The following is a 19,691-nucleotide window of genomic DNA, read 5'->3' on the forward strand; positions in this document are numbered from 1 at the left end:
ACCGACACGCGTCACCCGTCACTCAGCACCCAGGCACGGAGGCACCCGGGCACCCGGCACCTGCGATACTGGCCGCCCATGATCGCCACCGTCCTCGTCGCGCACCCCTGGCTGTCGCCGCTCGCCCTCCTCGTCCTCGTCGTCGTCGGACCGCTCGTGGGCGCGTGGCTGACGGGCCGCCGGCCGCTGGCGTGGGTGCTGTTCGGCGTCTCCCTGCTCCCGGTGCTCCTGCTGACCCTCGTGCCGGTCGACCGCGAGCTCTTCGCGGTGTGCACCGTGAGCTGGGCGCTGCCGACCCCGGGTCGGGTCGAGCTCCTCGCGAACGTGGTGCTGTTCGTGCCGCCGGTGCTGCTCGCCGCGGTCGCGCTCGGCCGGCCGCTGGTCGCGCTCCTCGGCGGCGTCGTCGCCTCCGCGCTCGTCGAGGTGGTCCAGGCGCTGGTCCCGGCGCTCGGGCGGTCGTGCGACACGAACGACTGGCTCTCCAACTCGATCGGGGCGCTGCTCGGCGCGGTCCTCGCCGTGGTCGCGCTCCGGCTCGCGGCCCGCCGGGAGCGCGCGACGAACCCGGGTTCGGTCCCCACCGCGCGCCGGTCCTGAGGAGCGACCCCGGGATCGACGACGGACCGGGCTCCGACACGACCGTGGGAACGCTTCCACCGACGGCCCTCCGGGGTTAGCGTGGTGCTCCGGGCGCCGCCCGTCATCGCCGACCGGACCGCCCAGGAGATCGCCATGCCGCCCACCACGCTCGACGACGTCGCCGCGGCGGCCCGCGTCTCGCGGTCCACGGCCTCGCGCGTCGTGCGCGGCACGGGCCCCGTGTCCGACGCGGCGCGCCGCGCGGTCCTGGCCGCCGTCGAGGAGCTCGGGTACGTCCCCCACCCGGGCGCGCGGTCGCTCGCGAGCGGGCGCGGCGAGCGCGTCGTGGTCGCGGTCGGGTCGCCGTCCGCGGACCTGCTGGGCGACCCCTACGTCGCGCGCGTCGTCGCGGCGGCCAGCCGCGCGGCCGACACCCAGGGCGTCGGCGTGGCGCTGCGCTGGCTCGGCCGCGACCCGCGCGACGAGCTGGCCCGCCTCGCGCGCGACCCGGGCGTGGGCGGCGTGCTGCTCGTCGACTACTCCGCCGAGGTGCTCGCGAGCGTGCCGCGCGCGCTCGTCGACCGGGTGGCGGCGATCGGCCCGGCCGACGGGCGCGTGCCCTCGTACGACGTCGACGCCTCCGCCGGGATCACCGCGCTGGTCGAGCACGTGCTCGCCGACGGGCGGCGCGACGTCGTCATGCTCACCGGTCCCGGCTGGCTCCCCGGCGCGCAGCGCGCCGTGGAGGCGTACGACGCCGTCGTGCGCGCGGCCGGGCTCCCGCGCCGCGTCGTGGCCGCCGACCTCACGTCCCTCGCGGGCGCGGAGGCGGCGCGCGAGTCCCGCCGGCGCTGGCCCGCCGTCGACGCGCTCGTCGCGATGAGCGACACGCTCGCCGTCGGCGCGATGCGCGCGCTCGCGGAGGACGGCGTCCGCGTGCCCGACGACGTCGCGGTCACCGGGTTCGACGACCAGCCCTTCGCGGAGCAGGCCGGCCCCGGCCTGACGACCGCGACCCACCCCGTGGAGCGGATCGCGGCCGCGGCGACGGCGGCCCTGCTGGACCGCCGCCGGCGCGACGACGAGCGCACGTTCCCCTCCGTCGTCGTCCGCCGCACGAGCGCCTGAGCGCGACCGGGCACGCCTGACCGGCCGCCACCCGCCACCTGCCACCCGCACGCCGGGCCCCAGCCCCGGCGACGGCAGGACCCGCACCCGACCGTCGCGCCGGCCCGGCCCGGCCGCGCGCGCCTCGTCCTGCGCCCGCGGGGCGGACGTGGCAGCATCGCGCGTGGTCGTCTCGGACGATCCGGACGGAGGGGACAGGATGGGACTGGACGTCGACGGGGTCGAGCAGGAGGTCGCGACCGGGTCGCTCCCGGGCTGGGACCGCGTCGAGGAGCACGTCCGCGCGGCGCACGAGCGCTACCGCGGGCACGACGACGGCACGGTCGCCGACTACATCCCCGTCCTGGCGGAGGCGGACCGTGCCCTGTTCGGGGTCTGTGTCGCCGAGTCGAGCGGGGCGGTCCACGCCGTGGGCGACGCCGACGTGGAGTTCTCCGTCCAGTCCATCTCCAAGGCGTTCGTCTACGCGCTCGTCTGCGAGGCCTACGGCCACGAGGGGGTGCTCGAACGGGTCGGGGTGGACAACACGGGCCTCGCGTTCAACTCCGTCATGGCGGTCGAGCTCCACGACGGCCACCCGCGCAACCCCATGGTCAACGCCGGTGCGCTCGCGACGACGGCGCTCATGCCCGGCTCGTCCTTCGCCGAGCAGTGGGAGAACGTGCGGACCGGCCTGTCCCGGTTCGCCGGTCGGCCGCTCGAGCTCGACGGGGTCGTGTACCGGTCGGAGTCGGCGACGAACATGCGCAACAAGGCCATCGCGCGGCTCCTGGAGAGCTACGGGCGGATCGAGGTCGACCCGCTGGAGGTCGTCGACGTCTACACCAAGCAGTGCGCGCTGCGCGTGAGCGCGCGCGACCTCGCCGTCATGGGCGCGACCCTCGCGGACGGCGGGGTCAACCCGGTCACGGGCGAGCGCGTGGTCTCGGCGCAGGTGTGCCGGGACACGCTCGCGGTGCTCGCCTCGACCGGGATGTACGAGCGCTCGGGGGAGTGGCTGTTCGAGATCGGTCTTCCTGCCAAGTCCGGCGTGGCAGGAGGGATCGTCGCCGTCGCCCCCGGCAAGGGGGCGATCGGCACGTTCTCACCACCGCTCGACCCGGCCGGGAACAGCGTGCGCGGCCAGCGTGCGACCGCGTACCTCTCGCGGACCCTCGGCCTCAACCTCTTCGCGTCGTCCCCGCACGTCCCCGTGACGCCCACCCGCACGACCGAGAGAAGGGACCCCGCCCCGTGAGCACCCGAGACGTCGTCGACAGCAGCGCCGCAGCGGCGACCGAGGACCGCCGGTCGTGGGTACCCATGGTCGGCCTGTTCCTCGCGCAGGTCCTCATGTCGTTCAACGTCGCCGCCCTGCCGGTGTCGTTGGGCGGGATGGTGGAGGACTTCGGCGTCCCGCCGACCGTCGCGAGCACGACGATCGTCGTCTACGGGCTCGCGGTCGCCGCGCTCGTCATGACCGGGGCCAAGCTGGGGCAGCGGATCGGGTGGGTCGCGATCTTCCGGGTCGTCGTGGCGACGTTCGCCGGCTCGGCGCTGCTCATGATCCTCTCGCCGACCGTCGCGTGGGCCATCACGGGCCAGGCCCTCGCGGGCGCCTCGGCCGCGATCATCGTGCCCGCGCTCGTCGCCCTCATCGCGGAGAACTACCGCGGACCTCAGCAGGCGACGGCGATCGGCTCGCTGGGCTCGGCGCGCGCGGTGTCCGGCATGAGCGCGTTCTTCATCGGCGGCGCGCTCGGGACGCTCATCGGCTGGCGGCCCACCTTCGTCATCGTCCTCGCGCTCGCCGTCGCGGTCTTCGTCCTCAGCTTCCGGCTGCGCTCCGACGCCGGCGACCCCGGCATCCGGATCGACCTCGTGGCCGCGGTGCTCATCGGCGCGGCGGTCGTCGCGCTCACCCTCGGCTTCAACAACCTCAACGCCTGGGGGCTGTTCTTCGCCGCTCCGGGCGCCCCGTTCGACCTCGTCGGCGTCTCGCCCGCGCCCGTGCTCGTCCTGCTCGGCATCGTGCTCGGGCAGGCGTTCTTCTGGTGGACGCGGCGCCGGACCGCCGCCGGCAAGGTCCCGCTCGTCGACCTGTCCGTCCTCGCGCGGCCCAGCGAACGGGCGGCGGTGTACGCGATGTTCGTGGTGGTCGCCCTCGAGGCCGCGCTGAACTTCACCGTGCCCTTGTACATCCAGATCGTGCAGGGCCGCACGCCGTTCGACACCGCGCTCGCGATGATGCCGTTCAACCTCACCGTGTTCGTCACCGCGACGCTCGTCGTGCGCTTCTACCGGCGCTACCCGCCGCGCACGATCGGGGTCTTCGGCTTCACCCTGACCACCGTCGCGCTGCTGTGGCTGTCGTTCGTCGTGACCAACAACTGGGAGACGCTGCCCACGATCCTCGGCCTCGTCGTCTTCGGGATCGGGCAGGGCGCCCTGGTGACGCTCGTGTTCAACGTGCTCGTCACGGCGGCGCCCAAGACCCTCGCGGGCGACGTCGGCTCCGTCCGCGGCACGACGCAGAACCTCGCCTCGGCGGTCGGCACGGCGCTCGCGGGGGCGCTGCTCGTGACGATCCTGTCGTTCAGCGTCGGGCGCGCCGTCGTCGAGCACCCCGAGCTGCCGCCGTCGCTCGTCGCCCAGGTCGACCTCGACACCGTCAACTTCGTGAGCAACGACGAGCTGCGCACCGTCCTCGCGGGCACCGACGCCACCCCCGCCCAGGTGGACGCCGCCGTCGCGCTCAACGAGGACGCGCGCCTCGGCACGCTGAAGATCGGGCTCCTCGTCCTCGCGGGGGTCAGCGCGACGGCGATCCTCCCCGCGAGCCGCCTGCCGCGCTACCGGCCCGACGAGATCCCCGACCCCGCGCCCGCCCGGTAGCCCGCTACGCCTCGCGGTCCCCGGCGCCGTCGGGCCCGTCGGCGGAGCGGTGGGCACCGCGACCCGACTCCTGACCGGCGCCGCCGTCCCGGGTCTCGGCGTCGGTGGAGCGCCCGCCGCTCCGGCGCAGGGCGCGAGCCTGCTCGACCGCCTCGTCGCGCTTGGCCGCCTTCTTGTCGCTCGCGCGCGTGTCGCGCGGCGGCAGCTGGAGGCGCTCCTCGGCCTCGAGCCCGCCCTGGAGCTCCCGGCTGCGCTCGACCTCGGCGTCGAGCTCCGCCCCGAGCAGCAGCGCGAGGTTCGTGAGCCAGAGCCACAGCAGGAAGATGATGACGCCGCCGAGCGCCCCGTACGTCGCGCCGTAGCTGCTGAGGCCGCTGCCGAGGTAGAGCCCGAAGCCCGCGGACGCGACGACCCAGACGAGGATCGCGAGGATCGCGCCCGGGCTGACCCACCGGAACCTCGGCTGCTTCACGTTGGGCGTGAGGTGGTAGAGCAGCGCGACGAGGAGCACCACGAGCAGGAGCGCGACGGGCCACTTCGCGACCTGCCAGACGGCGATCGCCGTGTCCCCGAGGCCCACGAGCGCGCCCACCTGCCGCGCGATCGGGCCGGAGAGCACGAGGCTCGCGACGACCAGGCCCGCGAGGATCACGGTGATCACGGTGACGCCGAGCATCACGGGGCGCAGCTTCCAGACGGGGCGTCCCTCCTCGACCTCGTAGATGCGGTTCATCGACCGGGCGAACGCGCCCACGTACCCGGACGCGGACCACAGGGCCAGCACGACACCGATGACGAGCGCGAACCCCGCCTTGTCCGTGTTCGCGGCCTGCTCGACGAGCGGCTTGATCGTGTCGAGCGTCGTGGACGGCACGACCCCCTCGACGCTCGTGAGCACCGAGTCGACGGCCTTCTCCCCGTCGCCCACGAGGCCGAGCAGGGAGACGAGCGCGAGGAGCGCGGGCGCGGAGGCGAGCACGGCGTAGTACGTGAGGGCCGCGGCGAGGTCGGTGCACTGGTCGTCCAGGAACTCGCGTACCGCGCCCTTGAGCGCGAACCCCCACGACGGCTTGTGCAGGTCGGTGGGGGAGCCCGGCTTGCGCTCGGAGTCGGGCTCGGGGCGTTCGGTGTCCGCGGTCATCGGGCCTCCTCGGTCGACGTCGCGGCGGGCCGCGCCCCTCGGCGCCCCCGCCGGGCCTGTCCGCCTCCAGGCTCGGTTCGGTGCCGAGCGCTCGCAAGCTCGGCGCGCGACGTGCGAGGGCCTCGTCGAGGACGAGGACGGCGAGCGGCAGGGCGAGCGGGACCCCGAGGCGGAGCTGGGAGAGCGTCGGCCTCGCCCGCTGCGCTCGTCATGCGTTCTGCGTGACGACCTCGCGCCGCGCCGTCGTCATGCTGGCGGGGAGGGGCGATCGGGCAGGGGGACGGGCCCGGGACGGCCGGCCCCGGCCGGGCCCGCGTCGGAAGGGTGGATGGTCGGCATGGACCATGCGGAGGTGCTCCGGCGGCTCACGATCAACGACGAGCGCGTCGCGGACGGCGCAGCGCTCGGGGACGACGCGCTGTCCGCGCGCGACCGGGCCCTGGTGCGGATCGCGGCCGCGGTCGCCGTCGGCGCGTCGGTCCCCACCTACGGCGCCGAGATCGACGCCGCCGTCGAGGCCGGGATCGACCCCGCGGAGGTGGTGGGCGTCCTCGCGGCGGTCGTGCCGGTCGTCGGGCTCCCGACGGTCGTGGCAGCCGCGCCGCGGGTCGCGCTCGCCCTGGGCCTGGAACCCGTCGAGGGGTGGGAGGACGCCGGTGGTCCCGTGGACGACGGCGCACCGGAGGACGGCACGCCCCGGCGGGGTGATTTCCCCCGTTCCGGTTGAGGGCCCCGGGGGGCGCTCCTAGGCTGCTCGCGTGTCCGACGGGAGCCGTCAGGCGGTCACCGCGCGACCGGATCTCAGCACCGCGCTGCTGGCGGGCAAGGTCGAGCCTCCGGCGCCGCGCCGGGGTGCGGTCTCGCGGCGCGGTCTCGTCGAGCGCGCGCGGCGCGACGGCGCGCGCGTCGTCGTGGTGACGGCTCCGCCGGGCTACGGCAAGACGACCATGCTCGCGGAGTGGGCGAGCCTCGAGGACCGCGCGGTCGCGTGGGCCAGCCTCGACCGGCTCGACGACGACCCCGGCGCCCTGCTCACGCTCCTCGCGCTCGCGTGCGCGCGCGTGTCGCCCGAGGTCGCCGCGGTGGCGGCCGAGATGCGCGGTACCGGCGCGGCGATGCTCGGCCGGTCGGCCCCGCTGCTCGCGTCGGCGCTCGCGCGCACCGCCACGCCGTTCGTCCTGTTCGTCGACGACCTGCACGAGGCAGGCTCGGCGTCCTGCCGGGACGCGCTCGAGGTCGTGCTCGGCGGCGTCCCGCGCGGGTCCCAGGTCGTCGTGGCGAGCCGTCGTGCCCCGGGGTACGACGCGCGCCGCCGGGTGGAGGGCGACCTCGTCGAGGTCGGTCCCGACGACCTGCGGGTCGACGCCGACGGTGCGCGCGAGATCTTCCGCGCGGCCGGGGTCGACTCGGACGATGCGCTGGGCCGCGTGGTCGAGCGGTGCGAGGGCTGGCCCACGGGCGTCTTCCTCTGCGCGCTGCTCGTGCGCGACGGCGAGGACCCGTCGTCCCTCACGGGGACCGACCGGTTCGTCGCCGACTACCTGTACCGCGAGTGCATGACCCTCCTCCCCGTGCGGACCCAGCACTTCTTGCGCGCCACGGCCGTCCTCGACCAGCTCTCGGCGGCGACCTGCGACGCCCTCCTCGGTACCACGGACGCCGCGGAGCGGCTGCGCGAGCTGGAGGACGCGAGCCTGTTCCTCGTCCCGCTCGACCATCACCGCGGCTGGTTCCGCTACCACGCGCTGTTCCGCGAGTTCCTGCTCGCGGAGCTCGACCGGGTCGAGCCCGACGCCGTCGCGCCGCTCCACCGTCGCGCCGCCGCGTGGCACGTCGAGGAAGGGCTGGAGGCCCGTGCGGTCGAGCACCTCCTCGCGGCGGGCGACGTCGAGGAGGCGGCCGTCCTCGTCGGGCGCCTCGCGCTGCCGACGTACCAGGACGGCGGGGTGGCCGTCGTGACGCGCTGGCTCGACACCCTCGGCGACGCCGTGGTCGAGGCCTTCCCCGAGCTCACGGTCGTCGCCGCGTGGCGCGCGCTGCTGCTCGGCGAGTCCCCGGCGGCCGAGCGGTGGGCCGCCGTGCTGGAGGGTTTCGACGCCGGCCTCCTCCCCGACGAGGACCGCGTCGCGCTCGAGTCCGCCCGGTGCCAGGTGCGGGCCGCCATGTGCGTCGACGGGCCGGAGGCGTCCCTCGCGTGCGCGACGTACGCCGTCGAGCACGAGCCCGCGTGGAGCCCGTGGCGCGACCAGGCGCTCCACCTCCTGGGCTCGGCCCACCTTCTCGTGGGCGACCGGGACGCGGCGCGCGACGCCTTCGTCGAGGCGGTGGCCTGCGGTACCGAGGCGGGAAACCCGGACTCGGTGCTCCTCAGCGAGGCGGAGCTCGGCGTCCTCGCGCTCGACGACGGGCGGTGGGACGAGGCGGAGCGGCACGCGCGCGCCGCGGTCGCCACGGTCGACGACCACCACATGGAGGGCTACTCGACCACGGCGATCGCTCTCGCCGTGCGTGCTCGCGTCGCCGCCCACCGGGGCGAGCGCACCGCGGCGGAGCGGTTCGTCGCCCGCGGGATGCGCGCCCGCGTGCCGTGCACGTACGTCATGCCGTACCTCGCGCTGCGCGTCCGGCTCCAGCTCGGGTACGCGTGCCTCGCCCTCGGGGACCGCACGACGGCGACCCACCTCGCCGCCGAGGCGGCCGAGCTGCTGCGGCGCCGCCCGCGCGTCGGGCTCCTGGTGGACGAGGTCGCCGCCTTCCGGGCCCGGCTCGAGACCGTCGCCGCGACGCACGGCGCCCCGCCGCTCACCCCGGCCGAGCTCCGGCTCCTGCCCTACCTGCAGACCCACCTCACGATGGCGGAGATCGGCCGTCGGCTCTTCGTCTCCCGCAACACCGTGAGCACCCAGGTCGGCGCGATCTACCGCAAGCTCGGCGCGACGACCCGCGGCGCCGCCGTCGAGCGTGCGGTGATGCTCGGCCTCCTCGGGAGCTAGGTCGCCGAGGGGGACGTGAGCCTCCCGGACCTTCCTGCCTCGAAAAGCCCGATCTATGGTGAGGCTTTCCTTTCTCTTGCTTCGATCAATGTCGTTCGGCAAGGCTTTGCTTGCTTGAAACAATGCGAGTGCTCGACAAAGATCATATGCATGAGCCGCATTTTCTCCGCTGCGCGCGCCTTTCCGTGGGTGACCGCGACCCTCGTCGTGATCGCCGTCGCGGGCGTGCTGTCGGCGGTGTGGCCCGAGGCCGTGCCGTGGGTGCTGGGGGTCTACGCGGGCGCGATGGCGCTCCGGGCTGCGGTCGCGATGGTCGCGGAGCTGCGCTCGGGGACCTTCGGCGTCGACATCCTCGCGGTGACGGCGATCGGGTCGACGATCGCGGTGGGAGAGTTCTGGGCCGCCGCCGTCATCGTGCTCATGCTCACCGGCGGCGAGGCGCTGGAGGAGTACGCGTCGGGCCGGGCGCGCAAGGATCTGACCTCGCTCGTGTCCAACGCCCCGCGCACCGCGCACCTCCTCACCGCCGACGAGGCGGTGCGCGACGTCGACGTCGCCGACGTCGAGATGGGTGAGCGGGTCCTGGTCCGCGCGCACGAGATCGTGCCGCTCGACGGCGTCCTCGTCTCCGACGCCGGGGTGTTCGACGACTCGTCCCTCACGGGGGAGTCGCTGCCGCAGGAGCGCGTCGCGGGGGACACCGTGTACTCGGGAGCGATCAACGGCGCGAGCGCCGTCACGATCCGGGTCGCCCGGCGCGCCGAGGACTCGCAGTACCAGCGGATCGTCGCGCTCGTCGAGGAGGCCGCGGCGAGCCGCGCCCCGATGGTGCGTCTCGCCGACCGCTACGCCCTCCCGTTCACGGCGCTCGCGCTCGCGATCGCGGGCATCGCCTGGTGGGCCTCGGGCGACCCGCTCCGGTTCGCCCAGGTGCTCGTCGTGGCGACGCCCTGCCCCCTCATCATCGGCGCGCCGGTGGCGTTCATGGCGGGCATGAGCCGTGCGGCCCGCCGTGGCGCGATCATCAGGTCCAGCGCCACCCTGGAGAAGCTGCACCGGGCCGCGACCTTCGCCTTCGACAAGACCGGCACCCTCACGCGCGGGACACCCGCGCTCACCGACGTGCGCCCGGCGGGGGGCCTCGACCCGGACGCTCTGGTGCGTCTGGCAGCCGGGGCGGAGCAGGCCTCCGTGCACGTGCTCGCGGACGCGATCGTGCGGGGCGCGACGGCCCGCGGTGTCGTGCTGCCGGTGCCGCAGGACGTCACCGAGACGACGGCCGGTGGTGTGACCGCGACCGTCGACGGCGTCCGCGTCGTGGTCGGCAAGCGGACGTTCGTGGCCGAGCGGACCGGGTCCCAGGTGCCCGTGCCCGGGCTCACCCCGGGCGAGCTCGCCGTCCACGTCGCGGTCGACGGCGCCTACGCCGGGTGCCTCGTCCTGCGCGACGAGGTGCGCGCCGACGCCGCCCAGACGGTGGCCGGCCTGCGTGCGCGCGGCATCCGCCACGTCCTCATGGTCACGGGCGACGAGGAGGCGACGGCCCGCGCCGTCGCCGACCAGGTCGGCATCGACGACGTCCGTGCCGGGTGCCTGCCCGCGGACAAGGTCGCGGCCGTGCGCGACGTGCCCGAGCGACCCGTGGTCATGGTCGGCGACGGCGTGAACGACGCCCCGGTGCTCGCCGCGGCCGACGTCGGTATCGCCATGGCCGCCCGCGGATCGAGCGCCGCGACCGAGTCCGCCGACGTCGTCATCCTTCCGGACGAGGTCGGGCGCGTGGCCGAGACGCTGGAGATCGGGCGCCGCACCGTGGACGTCGCCCGCCAGAGCATCTGGATCGGGATCGCCGTGAGCGTCGCGCTCATGCTCGTCGCGACCACGGGCGCGCTCCCGGCCGTGGTGGGCGCGTGGCTCCAGGAGGCCGTCGACATCCTCGCGATCGCCTGGGCGCTGCGTGCGGCCGGCCGTACGGTCCGGCTCCCAGGCCTGCGCCGGAGCGGGTCTCCGGCCGCGGTCCCCGCGCCGAGTCCCGGACCCGCGACGAGAACGCGCACCCCGGCCTGACGGGCGGCTAGAACCGGCCGAAGAACGACCGCAGCTCGTGGGCGTAGCTCTCGGGCTGCTCGAACGGGGCGAAGTGTCCCCCGCGCGGCGGCTCGGTCGCGTACACGGTGTTCGCGACGCGGTCGAGCCACGCGCGGGGCGGGCGGACCACGTCGCCGGCGAACACGGAGAACCCGGACGGCACGTCGACGTAGCGGGCGAGCTGCTCGCGGGGGATCGCGGCGTTCGCCCGGTAGGCGCGGACGCCGGACCCGACGTTGGCGGCCGCCCAGTGCTCGGTGAGGAGGTCGAGGACCTCGTCCCGCGTGTACACCGACTCGAGGTCGCCGCCGCAGTCGCTCCACGACCGCAGCTTCTCCACGACCCACGCCGCGAGACCGGCGGGGGAGTCGGTGAGGCCGACCGCGAGCGACTGCGGCTTGGTGGCCTGCACGGCGGCGTAGCCGCCCTCGGTCGTGCGCCACCGCACGCTCTCCTCCAGCCAGTCGCGCTCCTGGGGCGTGAGGGACGCCGGGTCGCCCGTGAACAGGGGCAGACCGGCGTCGGTGCGGTGCACCGCGATCACCCGGTCGGGGAAGTCGAGCGCGAGGAACCGGGCGACGTGGCTGCCCATGTCCCCGCCCGCGACGAGGAACCGGTCGTAGCCGAGGGCGGTCATGAGCTCCGCCCACAGGGCGGCGACCGTGCGGTTGTCCGGGGTCGGGCCGGAGGGGACGTCGGAGAACCCGAACCCGGGCATGTCGGGGACGACGAGGTCGAAGGTGCGTCGTCCCGCGCCGCCCGGGGCCGCGGGGTCGCCCGGCTCGGTCAGGAGCGGCACGACCTTGCGGTACCGCCACGCGGAGTCCGGCCAGCCGTGCGCGAGCAGGAGCGGGAGCGGGGGAGCGTCGCCGGGCCGCGGGGTCGCGAGCGCGTGGACGAGGTGGACGCGGGTCCCGTCGATCGTGGCGCGCCGGCTCGGGAGCGCGGAGAGCCGTGCCTGGTGCGCGGCGAAGTCGAAGCCGTCGGCCCAGTAGGCGACGAGGTCACGCAGGTACGCGACGTCGGTGCCGGCGTCCCACCCGAGCCCGTCCGGGGCGTCGACCCACCGGGTCGCGCGGAGCCGGGACCGGAGGTCGGCGACCACCGCCTCGGAGATCTGCGGGGTGTGGTCCTCCAGGTCGGTCACGAGGTACGCCATGCGACCGAGGCTAGCCGGACCTCGATCGCGGGAACGTCGTTCGCACGATCTGCGTGATGCCCTCGCGGCCGGGGCGGACCTACGGTCGACGCGTCGTCGGGCCGCCGGGCGTTTCCCACCTGCACGACGGCCCGGCGACCGCTCGCCCGCCCCGGGGCCGGCGAGAGCGCCGTCCGTGAGGTCCTGGACAGACAGGAGAGAGTCGATGAGTGACGAGCCCCGCCGCACGGTCGTCGGACCGCCGCTGCCCGCCGAGCGGTCGCTGCCGTTCCCGCCCCGTCGGTCCGGCAGCGTCGCCGGCCGGACGATCCAGGAGTCCACGTACTCTCCGCGCCCGCCCGAGCGGCACCTGCCCGCGGACGCGCCGAACGTCGTCGTGATCCTCATCGACGACGCCGGGCCCGCGCTCCCCACGACGCTCGGCGGGGCGGTGCGCACCCCGACGCTCGACCGGGTCCGCGCGAACGGCATCGGGTACAACCGGTTCCACACGACCGCGATGTGCTCCCCGACGCGCGCGTCCCTGCTCACCGGGCGCAACCACCACCGGGTCGGCAACGGGCAGATCGCGGAGCTCGCGAACGACTGGGACGGCTACTCCGGTCACATCCCGAAGAGCAGCGCGACGATCGCCGAGGTGCTGCGCCAGTACGGCTACGCGACCGGCGCGTGGGGCAAGTGGCACAACACCCCGGCGGAGGAGACGACGGCGTCCGGACCGTTCGACCGCTGGCCCACGGGGTACGGGTTCGAGTACTTCTACGGCTTCCTCGCGGGCGAGGCGTCGCAGTACGAGCCGCACCTGGTGCGGAACACGACCCCGACGCTCCCGCCGAAGACCCCGGAGGAGGGGTACCACCTTAGCGAGGACATCGCCGACGACGCGATGCGCTGGCTCCGCGACCACAAGGCGAACGCACCGGACAAGCCGTTCTTCGTCTACTGGGCGACCGGAGCGCTGCACGGGCCGCACCACATCATGAAGGAGTGGGCGGACAGGTATGCCGGGGCGTTCGACGACGGCTGGGACGTCTACCGGGAGCGGGCGCTCGCGGGCGCGAAGGCGGCGGGCTGGGTGCCCGAGGACGCCGAGCTCACGCCCCGCCCGGACAGCCTCGCGGGGTGGGACGACATCCCCGACGACCAGAAGGCGTTCCAGGCGCGGCTCATGGAGGTCGCGGCCGGGTTCGGCGAGCACGCGGACGTGCAGGCCGGGCGGCTGCTCGACGAGGTCGAGCGGCTGGGGTACGCGGACGACACGATCGTCGTCTACATCTGGGGCGACAACGGCTCGTCGGGCGAGGGGCAGAACGGGACCATCAGCGAGCTGCTGGCCCAGAACGGCATCCCGTCGACGGTCGAGCAGCACATCGCCGCGCTCGACGAGCTCGGCGGGCTCGACGCCCTCGGCACCCCCGCGACGGACAACCAGTACCACGCCGCGTGGGCGTGGGCAGGGTCCTCGCCGTACCAGGGCATGAAGCTCCTCGCGTCCCACCTCGGCGGCACGCGGAACCCGATGTTCGTGAGCTGGCCGGGGCACATCGAGCCGGACCCCGTGCCGCGCACGCAGTTCCACCACGTCGTCGACCTCGCGCCGACGATCTACGAGATCCTCGGCATCTCCCACCCGGACACGGTGAACGGCGTCCCGCAGGACCCGATCGACGGGACGAGCTTCGCCTACTCGATCGACGACGCCGCTGCCGAGGGACGACGTCGGACGCAGTACTTCGAGATCATGGGGAGCCGGTCGGTCTACGCCGACGGCTGGATGGCGTCGGCGACCGGTCCACGCCTGCCGTGGGTGCAGGGGATGCCGGCCGGGATCCGGACCTGGACCCCGGACGAGGACCCCTGGGAGCTCTACCACCTCGACGAGGACTGGAGCCAGGCGCACGACCTCGCCGCGGAGCACCCCGAGAAGCTCGCCCAGCTCAAGGAGCTGTTCGCGATCGAGGCGGCCCGCAACGACGTCCTGCCCGTGGGCGGCGGCCTGTGGGTCCCGGCGATCCACCCCGAGGACCGGATCAGCCCGCCGTACACGGAGTGGGACCTGTCCGGGGACACGGTGCGCGTGCCCGAGTTCTGCGCGCCCGCGCTCGGCAACCGCCCCAACCGGGTGGAGATCCGGCTCTCGGTGCCCGACGCCGCGAACGGGGTCCTCTACAAGCTCGGGGGAGCGGGCGGCGGGCTCACGTGCTTCCTCCTCGACGGCGTCCTCACGTACGAGTACAACCTCTTCCTCATCCAGCGGTCCGTGGTCCGGTCGAGCGCACCGCTCACGGCCGGCGACCACACGGTGGAGGTCGTGACGACGTACGTCGAGCCGCGGCCCGCGGGGCCGCTCGAGGTCGTCCTGCTGGTCGACGGCGAGGAGGTCGGCCGGGGCACGGTGCCCGTGAGCGCGCCGCTGCTCTTCTCCGCGAATGACTGCCTCGACGTCGGGCGCGCGTACGGCGGCGCGGTGTCGCGCGCGTACGCGGACCGCATGCCGTTCGCGCTCGACGGGCGCGTCGACGCCGTGCACGTGGAGTACCTGCTGCCCGCGACCGACGGGGCGGACAGGTAGGGGCCGGAGGCGCCGCCGGCCGGGAGTTCACTCGTTCTGGGTGAGGACGCGACCGACGGCGACGACGAGCCTGAGGACAGGCCCGCGCACGGCGCGCGGGACGGACGCGGAGAGGACGCGACGATGACGCAGGAACTCAGCGACGGGGTCGGGAGCGAGCTCGGCGACCTCGAGGAGAGCGGGCCGATCGACTTCCTGGTCATCGAGCTGCCGACGGACCGCGCGACGGGCGACGCCGCCTTCCCGCACCTCGTCGACCTCGTGGACCGCGGGATCATCCGCGTGCTCGACCTCGTGGTCGTGCGCCGGGAGGACGACGGCAGCGTCGTCGGCCTCGGGCTCGAGGAGCTCGACGACGGGTCGACCGAGCTCGCGGTGTTCGAGGGGTCGCGGTCGGGCCTGCTCGGCGACGACGACCTCGACGAGGCCGCGAGCGCCGTCGAGCCCGGTATGACGGCCGTCGTGCTGGTCTACGAGAACGTCTGGGCGGCGCCCTTCGCGACCGCCCTGCGCCGCAACGGCGCCCAGCTCGTCGCGAGCGGGCGCATCCCGGTCCAGGCGCTCATCGCGTCGCTGGACGCCACCGAGCCGGACGCCTGATCCGGCCGCCCTAAGGAGGATCCCGTGCCAGGACTGATCCGCGGCGTCGCGCGCACCGCCGTCGTCGCCGGAACCGCGACCGCCGTCTCGAACCGCGTCTCCCGCCGCCAGGCGGGCCGCTGGGCCGCGCAGGAGAGCGCGCAGGAGCCGCAGTACGCCGCGCCTCCGCAGCAGTACGCGGCCCCCCAGCCGACCTACGCCGCGCCCCCCGCCCCCGCGCCCGCGGCGGCGCCGGACATGGATGCCCGCATCGCGCAGCTGACGCAGCTCGCCGCGCTGCGCGACCAGGGCGTGCTCAGCCCCGCGGAGTTCGAGGCGCAGAAGGCACGCATCCTCGCGGACTGAGCGAGGACGACCCCGACACGAAAGGCATGGACATGGACACCTTCTGGGACTGGTTCTGGCTCATGGTGTGGTGGTTCTTCTTCGTGATGTATCTGGTGATCCTCTTCCAGATCGTCGCGGACCTGTTCCGCGACCGGCACCTGAGCGGGTGGTGGAAGGCGGTGTGGCTGCTCGCGCTGATCGTCGTGCCGTTCCTGTCGGCGCTCGTCTACCTGATCGCGCGCGGCAAGGGCATGGGTGAGCGGCACGCGCAGAGCGTGGCGAGCGCCCAGGCGGCGACCGACGCGTACATCCGGGGCGTCGCGGGCTCGTCCCCGTCGTCGCAGATCGCGGACGCGAAGGCGCTGCTCGACGCCGGCGCGATCGACGCGCAGGAGTTCTCCGTCCTCAAGGCCAAGGCCCTCGCCTGACGCGACCCCGTCAGGACCGTCGAACGAGCCAGAACCCGGCGTGTCGGAAGGAACCAGCATGACCGACGAGCAGCACGTCCTGCGCCCGACCAACACGCGACCCGGCGTGCGGGCGGTCGCGCCACGCTTCACCATGCCGGACGCCGAGATGGAGCCGACGTCCGCCTACCAGGTGGTCCACGACGAGGTGATGCTGGACGGCAACTCGCGCCTCAACCGCGCACGGCGGCGGTCGAGGAGAACTGCTGGCGCATCCTCGGGTCGCTGTGGAACGTGCCGGACGTGCAGGACTGCATCGGCACGTCGACCATCGGGTCGTCCGAGGCGTGCATGCTCGGGGGCCTGGCGCTCAAGCGGCGGTGGCAGCTCGCGCGCCGGGCGGCGGGGAAGCCGGCGGACCGGCCGAACCTCGTCATGAGCTCGGCCGTGCAGGTGTGCTGGGAGAAGTTCTGCAACTACTTCGAGGTCGAGGCACGGTACGTGCCGATCTCGGAGGAGCACCCGTGCCTCGACGGCAACGACCTCGAGAAGTACGTCGACGAGAACACGATCGGCGTCGTCGCGATCTTGGGCGTGACCTACACGGGCATGTACGAGCCCGTGAAGGAGATCGCGGCGGCGCTCGACGCGCTCCAGGAGCGCACCGGCCTCGACGTCCCGATCCACGTGGACGGCGCGTCGGGCGCCATGATCGCGCCGTTCCTGCAGCCGGAGATCGACTGGGACTTCCGCCTGGAGCGCGTGCACTCGATCAGCACGTCGGGGCACAAGTACGGGCTCGTGTACCCCGGGGTCGGCTGGGTCGTGTGGCGCACGCTCGACGCGCTGCCCGAGGAGCTGGTCTTCCGGGTGAGCTACCTCGGCGGGAACATGCCGACGCTCGCCCTCAACTTCTCGCGCCCGGGTGCCCAGGTGCTGCTCCAGTACTTCCAGTTCCTGCGGCTGGGCCGGGAGGGCTACACCGCGATCCAGCAGGAGTGCCAGGACGTCGCCAAGTACCTCGCGCACGGGATCGAGGACATCGGCGCGTTCGACCTGTGGAACGACGGGTCGGACATCCCGGTGTTCGCTTGGCGGCTCAAGCCGGGCCACACGGAGAACTGGGACCTCTACCACCTCTCGGACCGGCTGCGCATGAAGGGCTGGCTGGTCCCCGCCTACCCGATGCCCGACGACCTCGCCGACCTCACCGTGCAGCGCATCGTCGTGCGCAACGGCGTGAGCCGCGACCTCGCCGACGACCTCCTCGAGGACATCCGGGTCGAGACGGAGTGGCTCGACGGGCTCACGTCGCCCATGCCCGCCGAGGGCCGGCGCTCGGGCTTCCACCACTGACCGTCGTGGACCGGCGGGAGCGTCGTCTGCGGCGCGAGGCGTGGGGGTTCGCGGTCGGGTCGCTGTGCTTCCTCGTCGGGGCGCTCCCGCCCTACGCCGACGCCGTCGGTGCGGTCGCCACGAACGTGACGTTCGTCGTCGGCGCGGTGTTCTTCACCGCCGCCGCGTTCGTGCAGCTCGGCCTCAGCGGGCGGCGCCCGCCGCGCGCGGGGACCCACCCGGCCGACCGGTGGGACTGGTGGGCGGCGGCCGTCCAGCTCGTCGGGACGCTGTGCTTCAACGTGAGCACGACGGCGGCCCTCGTCGCGGCGGTCGACGACCCGACGGCGCTCGGCGCGGGCTGGAAGCCGGACGCCTACGGGTCCGTGGCGTTCCTCGTGTCGTCGGCGTTCGCCGTCGTCGCGACGCGCGACCGCGGGCACCTGTGGGACGTCGACGCCCGCACCTGGCACGGCACGTGGCTCAACCTGGTCGGCTCGGTCGCGTTCGGCGCGTCGGCGGTCGGGGCGTACGTCTCTCCCGCGACGGGCACGTACGTGAGCGAGTGGTGGGACGACGCCGGCACGCTCGTCGGGGCGGTGTGCTTCCTCGTCGCGGCGCTGCTGTCGCGGCGGTCGGTCGACGCGCCCGCGCCGAGCGACGCGCTCCCGGCCGGGTGACGCACGTCGGGGTGCGTCGCTCGGCCGGGAGCGCAGCGCTCGCGGGCGGAAGGCTGGATCAGCTCCGGCGCGCGCGGCGCGTGAGGAGCACGATGGCGGCGCCCACCGCGGCGAGGCCCGCGGCGAGGGCCGCGTACAGGCCGACCGTCGCGCCGGTCTCCGCCAGGCTGGGGTTCTGCGCGGACGCGCTGATCTCGTTCGACACGGGGACGACGCCGGCCGGGTCGTCGTGCCCGGGCGGGTTCGTCGCGCAGTCGGGCGAGGAGGGCGGGTAGACCGTGGTCACCAGGACGTGCGGGTTGACCTCGAAGCTCACGTCGACGGCGGGGCGCACCCAGTCGTACTCGTCGCCCTGGACCCACTCGCCGTCCTCGAGGCGCCACCCCGGCCAGTCCACGCCCTGGCCCTGGTCGTCCACGACGGCGCCCGGCCACAGCAGACGACCCTGCAGCGGCAGCCCGGACGTCACGACGCTCTCCCCGTCGGGGTTGATCCACGTGACCGTCACCGTGTCGTGCTCGGTGCCCTCGACCTCGATCGCGTAGTCCAGGTACGCCGCGTCCTGCTCGCACGCCGAGACGAGCGTCGTCAGCCGCATCGACGGCTGGGCCGGCACGTACGTGTCATCCTCGGCGGCGTGCGCGGCCGGGCCGGCGAGGAGCGCGGCGGAGGCGGCGAGGGTGGCGGTGGTGGCCCGCACCAGGGTGCGGCGTCCGGTCGTGGTGCTCATGGTGGTTCCCGTCGGGTCGTGGTCGGTCGAGCGCGACGGGAGCCGTCCAGGGCGCGACCGTGCCACCGCCGAACAGGCGGTTCAGGGTGGCAAGGGCGCGGACGTGTCGGACGCGTGAGGCGGCACCGCCGTGATCGCCGGTGCCCGCACTGGCAGGGGGCTGAGCGTACGGGCACCGGCTGGCCCCCACGCTAGACAGCGAACTGAACGGCCGTCCAGTTCGATGCCGGGTGAATGTCCCGCGCCGAGAACGACACCGGTGTCGTTATCAGGGCGAAAGCGACAGCAAGGTCGTGCTCGACGGCGTGCAGCGTCGTTCTCGCGGTCGCGACCTGGTTGCAGGTGTCGTGCCGGCGCTCGTCACGCGCGGTGCGTGCGTTCCAGGACGCCGCGGACGTAGGCGGCCTGGCCCGCGTGCTGGAGGCTGTCCACGGCGATGCTCACGAGCCGGACGCCGAGCGTGACCGGCGGGTCCCACGCCTCGTCGACGACGCGGTCGAGGTCCTCGTCCGTCAGCGCGGCGAGCACGTCGTGCGACTCGACCTGCACGGCGTGCACGTAGCCGAGCAGCAGGTCGTCGCTCGCCCGCACGTGGCCGACGTCGGCGGCGGACTGCCCGTAGCCCGTCGCACGGTCGTCGAACGGCAGGTCGAAGCGGCTCGCCCACCCGTCGCGCGTCCACACCTGCTCCCGCCCGACGGCGGCGGCGACCTGCGCGTCCTGGCCGCGAGCGAGGTGCCACGCCAGCCAGGCGATCGTGTTCGCGCCCGGGTCGACGCGCGCGGTCAGCACGTCCTCCCCGAGCCCGTCGATGGCGCGGGTCGCCGTCGGTCCGATCCGGCCGAACAGGTCCTCCAGCACCGTGCGCGCGTCCACGTGTCTCCCTCTCGTCGTCGGGCACCGTCCCCAGCAGCCTCCGACGACCCGCGCGCGGTCGCGACCCGAACGGCACGTCAGCGAAGGGTGACGACGACGGTTCCCGTCTCGCGCCCGTGCTCGACGTGCCCGTGCTCGACGTGCAGGCGCGCGTCCACGATCCGGTCGAGCGGCTACGCGCGGTCCACAGGGTGCTGCGCGG

At 74.3% G+C, this 19,691-nt stretch carries 16 protein-coding genes and 1 pseudogene; 13 read left to right on the forward strand and 4 right to left on the reverse strand.

What is annotated here, in order from left to right:
* Positions 1 to 78: 78 nt before the first annotated feature.
* The 4 genes from ACZ402_RS18050 to ACZ402_RS18065 all read left to right on the forward strand — a co-directional run bounded on the left by ACZ402_RS18050 (position 79) and on the right by ACZ402_RS18065 (position 4,581).
* A complete protein-coding gene (locus ACZ402_RS18050) occupies positions 79 to 597 on the forward strand; it encodes a VanZ family protein (protein ID WP_375825489.1) in 519 nt (172 codons plus the stop codon).
* A gap of 135 nt (positions 598 to 732) precedes the next feature.
* Positions 733 to 1,707, forward strand: coding sequence for a LacI family DNA-binding transcriptional regulator (locus ACZ402_RS18055; RefSeq protein WP_375825488.1), 975 nt, complete (start codon positions 733 to 735; stop codon positions 1,705 to 1,707).
* Positions 1,708 to 1,906: 199 nt separating this feature from the next.
* Positions 1,907 to 2,944, forward strand: coding sequence for a glutaminase A (glsA, locus tag ACZ402_RS18060; protein WP_375825487.1), 1,038 nt, complete (start codon positions 1,907 to 1,909; stop codon positions 2,942 to 2,944).
* Complete coding sequence (locus tag ACZ402_RS18065) at positions 2,941 to 4,581, forward strand: MFS transporter (protein WP_375825486.1); 1,641 nt, start codon at positions 2,941 to 2,943, stop codon at positions 4,579 to 4,581. The genes glsA and ACZ402_RS18065 overlap by 4 nt, the downstream gene beginning before the upstream one ends.
* 4 nt (positions 4,582 to 4,585) lie before the next feature.
* Here ACZ402_RS18065 and ACZ402_RS18070 read toward each other — a convergent pair whose 3' ends face one another.
* The gene (locus tag ACZ402_RS18070; protein WP_375825485.1) at positions 4,586 to 5,722 is read right to left on the reverse strand and encodes a YihY/virulence factor BrkB family protein; all 1,137 of its coding nucleotides are present in this window, start codon (positions 5,720 to 5,722) and stop codon (positions 4,586 to 4,588) included.
* 337 nt (positions 5,723 to 6,059) lie between these two features.
* Between ACZ402_RS18070 and ACZ402_RS18075 the strand changes: the two genes are divergently transcribed.
* From ACZ402_RS18075 to ACZ402_RS18085, 3 genes are all read left to right on the forward strand, one after another.
* Positions 6,060 to 6,449, forward strand: a complete 390-nt coding sequence (locus tag ACZ402_RS18075; protein ID WP_375825484.1) for a carboxymuconolactone decarboxylase family protein — start codon at positions 6,060 to 6,062, stop codon at positions 6,447 to 6,449.
* A 31-nt stretch (positions 6,450 to 6,480) separates the two neighbouring features.
* Positions 6,481 to 8,715 carry a winged helix-turn-helix domain-containing protein gene (locus ACZ402_RS18080; protein WP_375825483.1) on the forward strand — a complete coding sequence of 745 codons (2,235 nt, stop codon included), beginning with the start codon at positions 6,481 to 6,483 and terminating at the stop codon, positions 8,713 to 8,715.
* Positions 8,716 to 8,865: 150 nt separating this feature from the next.
* Positions 8,866 to 10,782, forward strand: a complete 1,917-nt coding sequence (locus tag ACZ402_RS18085; protein WP_375825482.1) for a heavy metal translocating P-type ATPase — start codon at positions 8,866 to 8,868, stop codon at positions 10,780 to 10,782.
* Positions 10,783 to 10,789: 7 nt separating this feature from the next.
* On the opposite strand, the gene ACZ402_RS18090 is transcribed toward ACZ402_RS18085, so the two are convergent.
* A complete protein-coding gene (locus tag ACZ402_RS18090) occupies positions 10,790 to 11,962 on the reverse strand; it encodes an epoxide hydrolase family protein (RefSeq protein WP_375825481.1) in 1,173 nt (390 codons plus the stop codon).
* 205 nt (positions 11,963 to 12,167) lie between these two features.
* Between ACZ402_RS18090 and ACZ402_RS18095 the strand changes: the two genes are divergently transcribed.
* The 6 genes and pseudogenes from ACZ402_RS18095 to ACZ402_RS18120 all read left to right on the forward strand — a co-directional run bounded on the left by ACZ402_RS18095 (position 12,168) and on the right by ACZ402_RS18120 (position 17,883).
* Entirely contained in the window at positions 12,168 to 14,534 is a 2,367-nt protein-coding gene (locus tag ACZ402_RS18095; RefSeq protein ID WP_375825480.1) for an arylsulfatase, read from the forward strand.
* Between the two features lie 123 nt (positions 14,535 to 14,657).
* Positions 14,658 to 15,134 carry a DUF6325 family protein gene (locus ACZ402_RS18100; RefSeq protein WP_375825479.1) on the forward strand — a complete coding sequence of 159 codons (477 nt, stop codon included), beginning with the start codon at positions 14,658 to 14,660 and terminating at the stop codon, positions 15,132 to 15,134.
* A gap of 24 nt (positions 15,135 to 15,158) precedes the next feature.
* Positions 15,159 to 15,479 (forward strand): SHOCT domain-containing protein, encoded by a 321-nt coding sequence (locus ACZ402_RS18105; protein ID WP_375825478.1) that lies wholly within the window; start codon positions 15,159 to 15,161, stop codon positions 15,477 to 15,479.
* Between the two features lie 32 nt (positions 15,480 to 15,511).
* Positions 15,512 to 15,889, forward strand: coding sequence for an SHOCT domain-containing protein (locus ACZ402_RS18110; RefSeq protein WP_375825526.1), 378 nt, complete (start codon positions 15,512 to 15,514; stop codon positions 15,887 to 15,889).
* A 58-nt stretch (positions 15,890 to 15,947) separates the two neighbouring features.
* Positions 15,948 to 17,224, forward strand: a pseudogene (locus ACZ402_RS18115) (glutamate decarboxylase).
* A 5-nt stretch (positions 17,225 to 17,229) separates the two neighbouring features.
* Positions 17,230 to 17,883: a hypothetical protein gene (locus ACZ402_RS18120; protein ID WP_375825477.1), complete on the forward strand. Its 654-nt coding sequence runs from the start codon at positions 17,230 to 17,232 to the stop codon at positions 17,881 to 17,883.
* Between the two features lie 58 nt (positions 17,884 to 17,941).
* Here ACZ402_RS18120 and ACZ402_RS18125 read toward each other — a convergent pair whose 3' ends face one another.
* Positions 17,942 to 18,613: a peptidase gene (locus tag ACZ402_RS18125; RefSeq protein ID WP_375825476.1), complete on the reverse strand. Its 672-nt coding sequence runs from the start codon at positions 18,611 to 18,613 to the stop codon at positions 17,942 to 17,944.
* A 360-nt stretch (positions 18,614 to 18,973) separates the two neighbouring features.
* Complete coding sequence (locus ACZ402_RS18130; protein ID WP_375825475.1) at positions 18,974 to 19,489, reverse strand: mycothiol transferase; 516 nt, start codon at positions 19,487 to 19,489, stop codon at positions 18,974 to 18,976.
* Positions 19,490 to 19,691: the final 202 nt, after the last annotated feature.

Source organism: Cellulosimicrobium sp. NPDC030954, assembly GCF_055571305.1.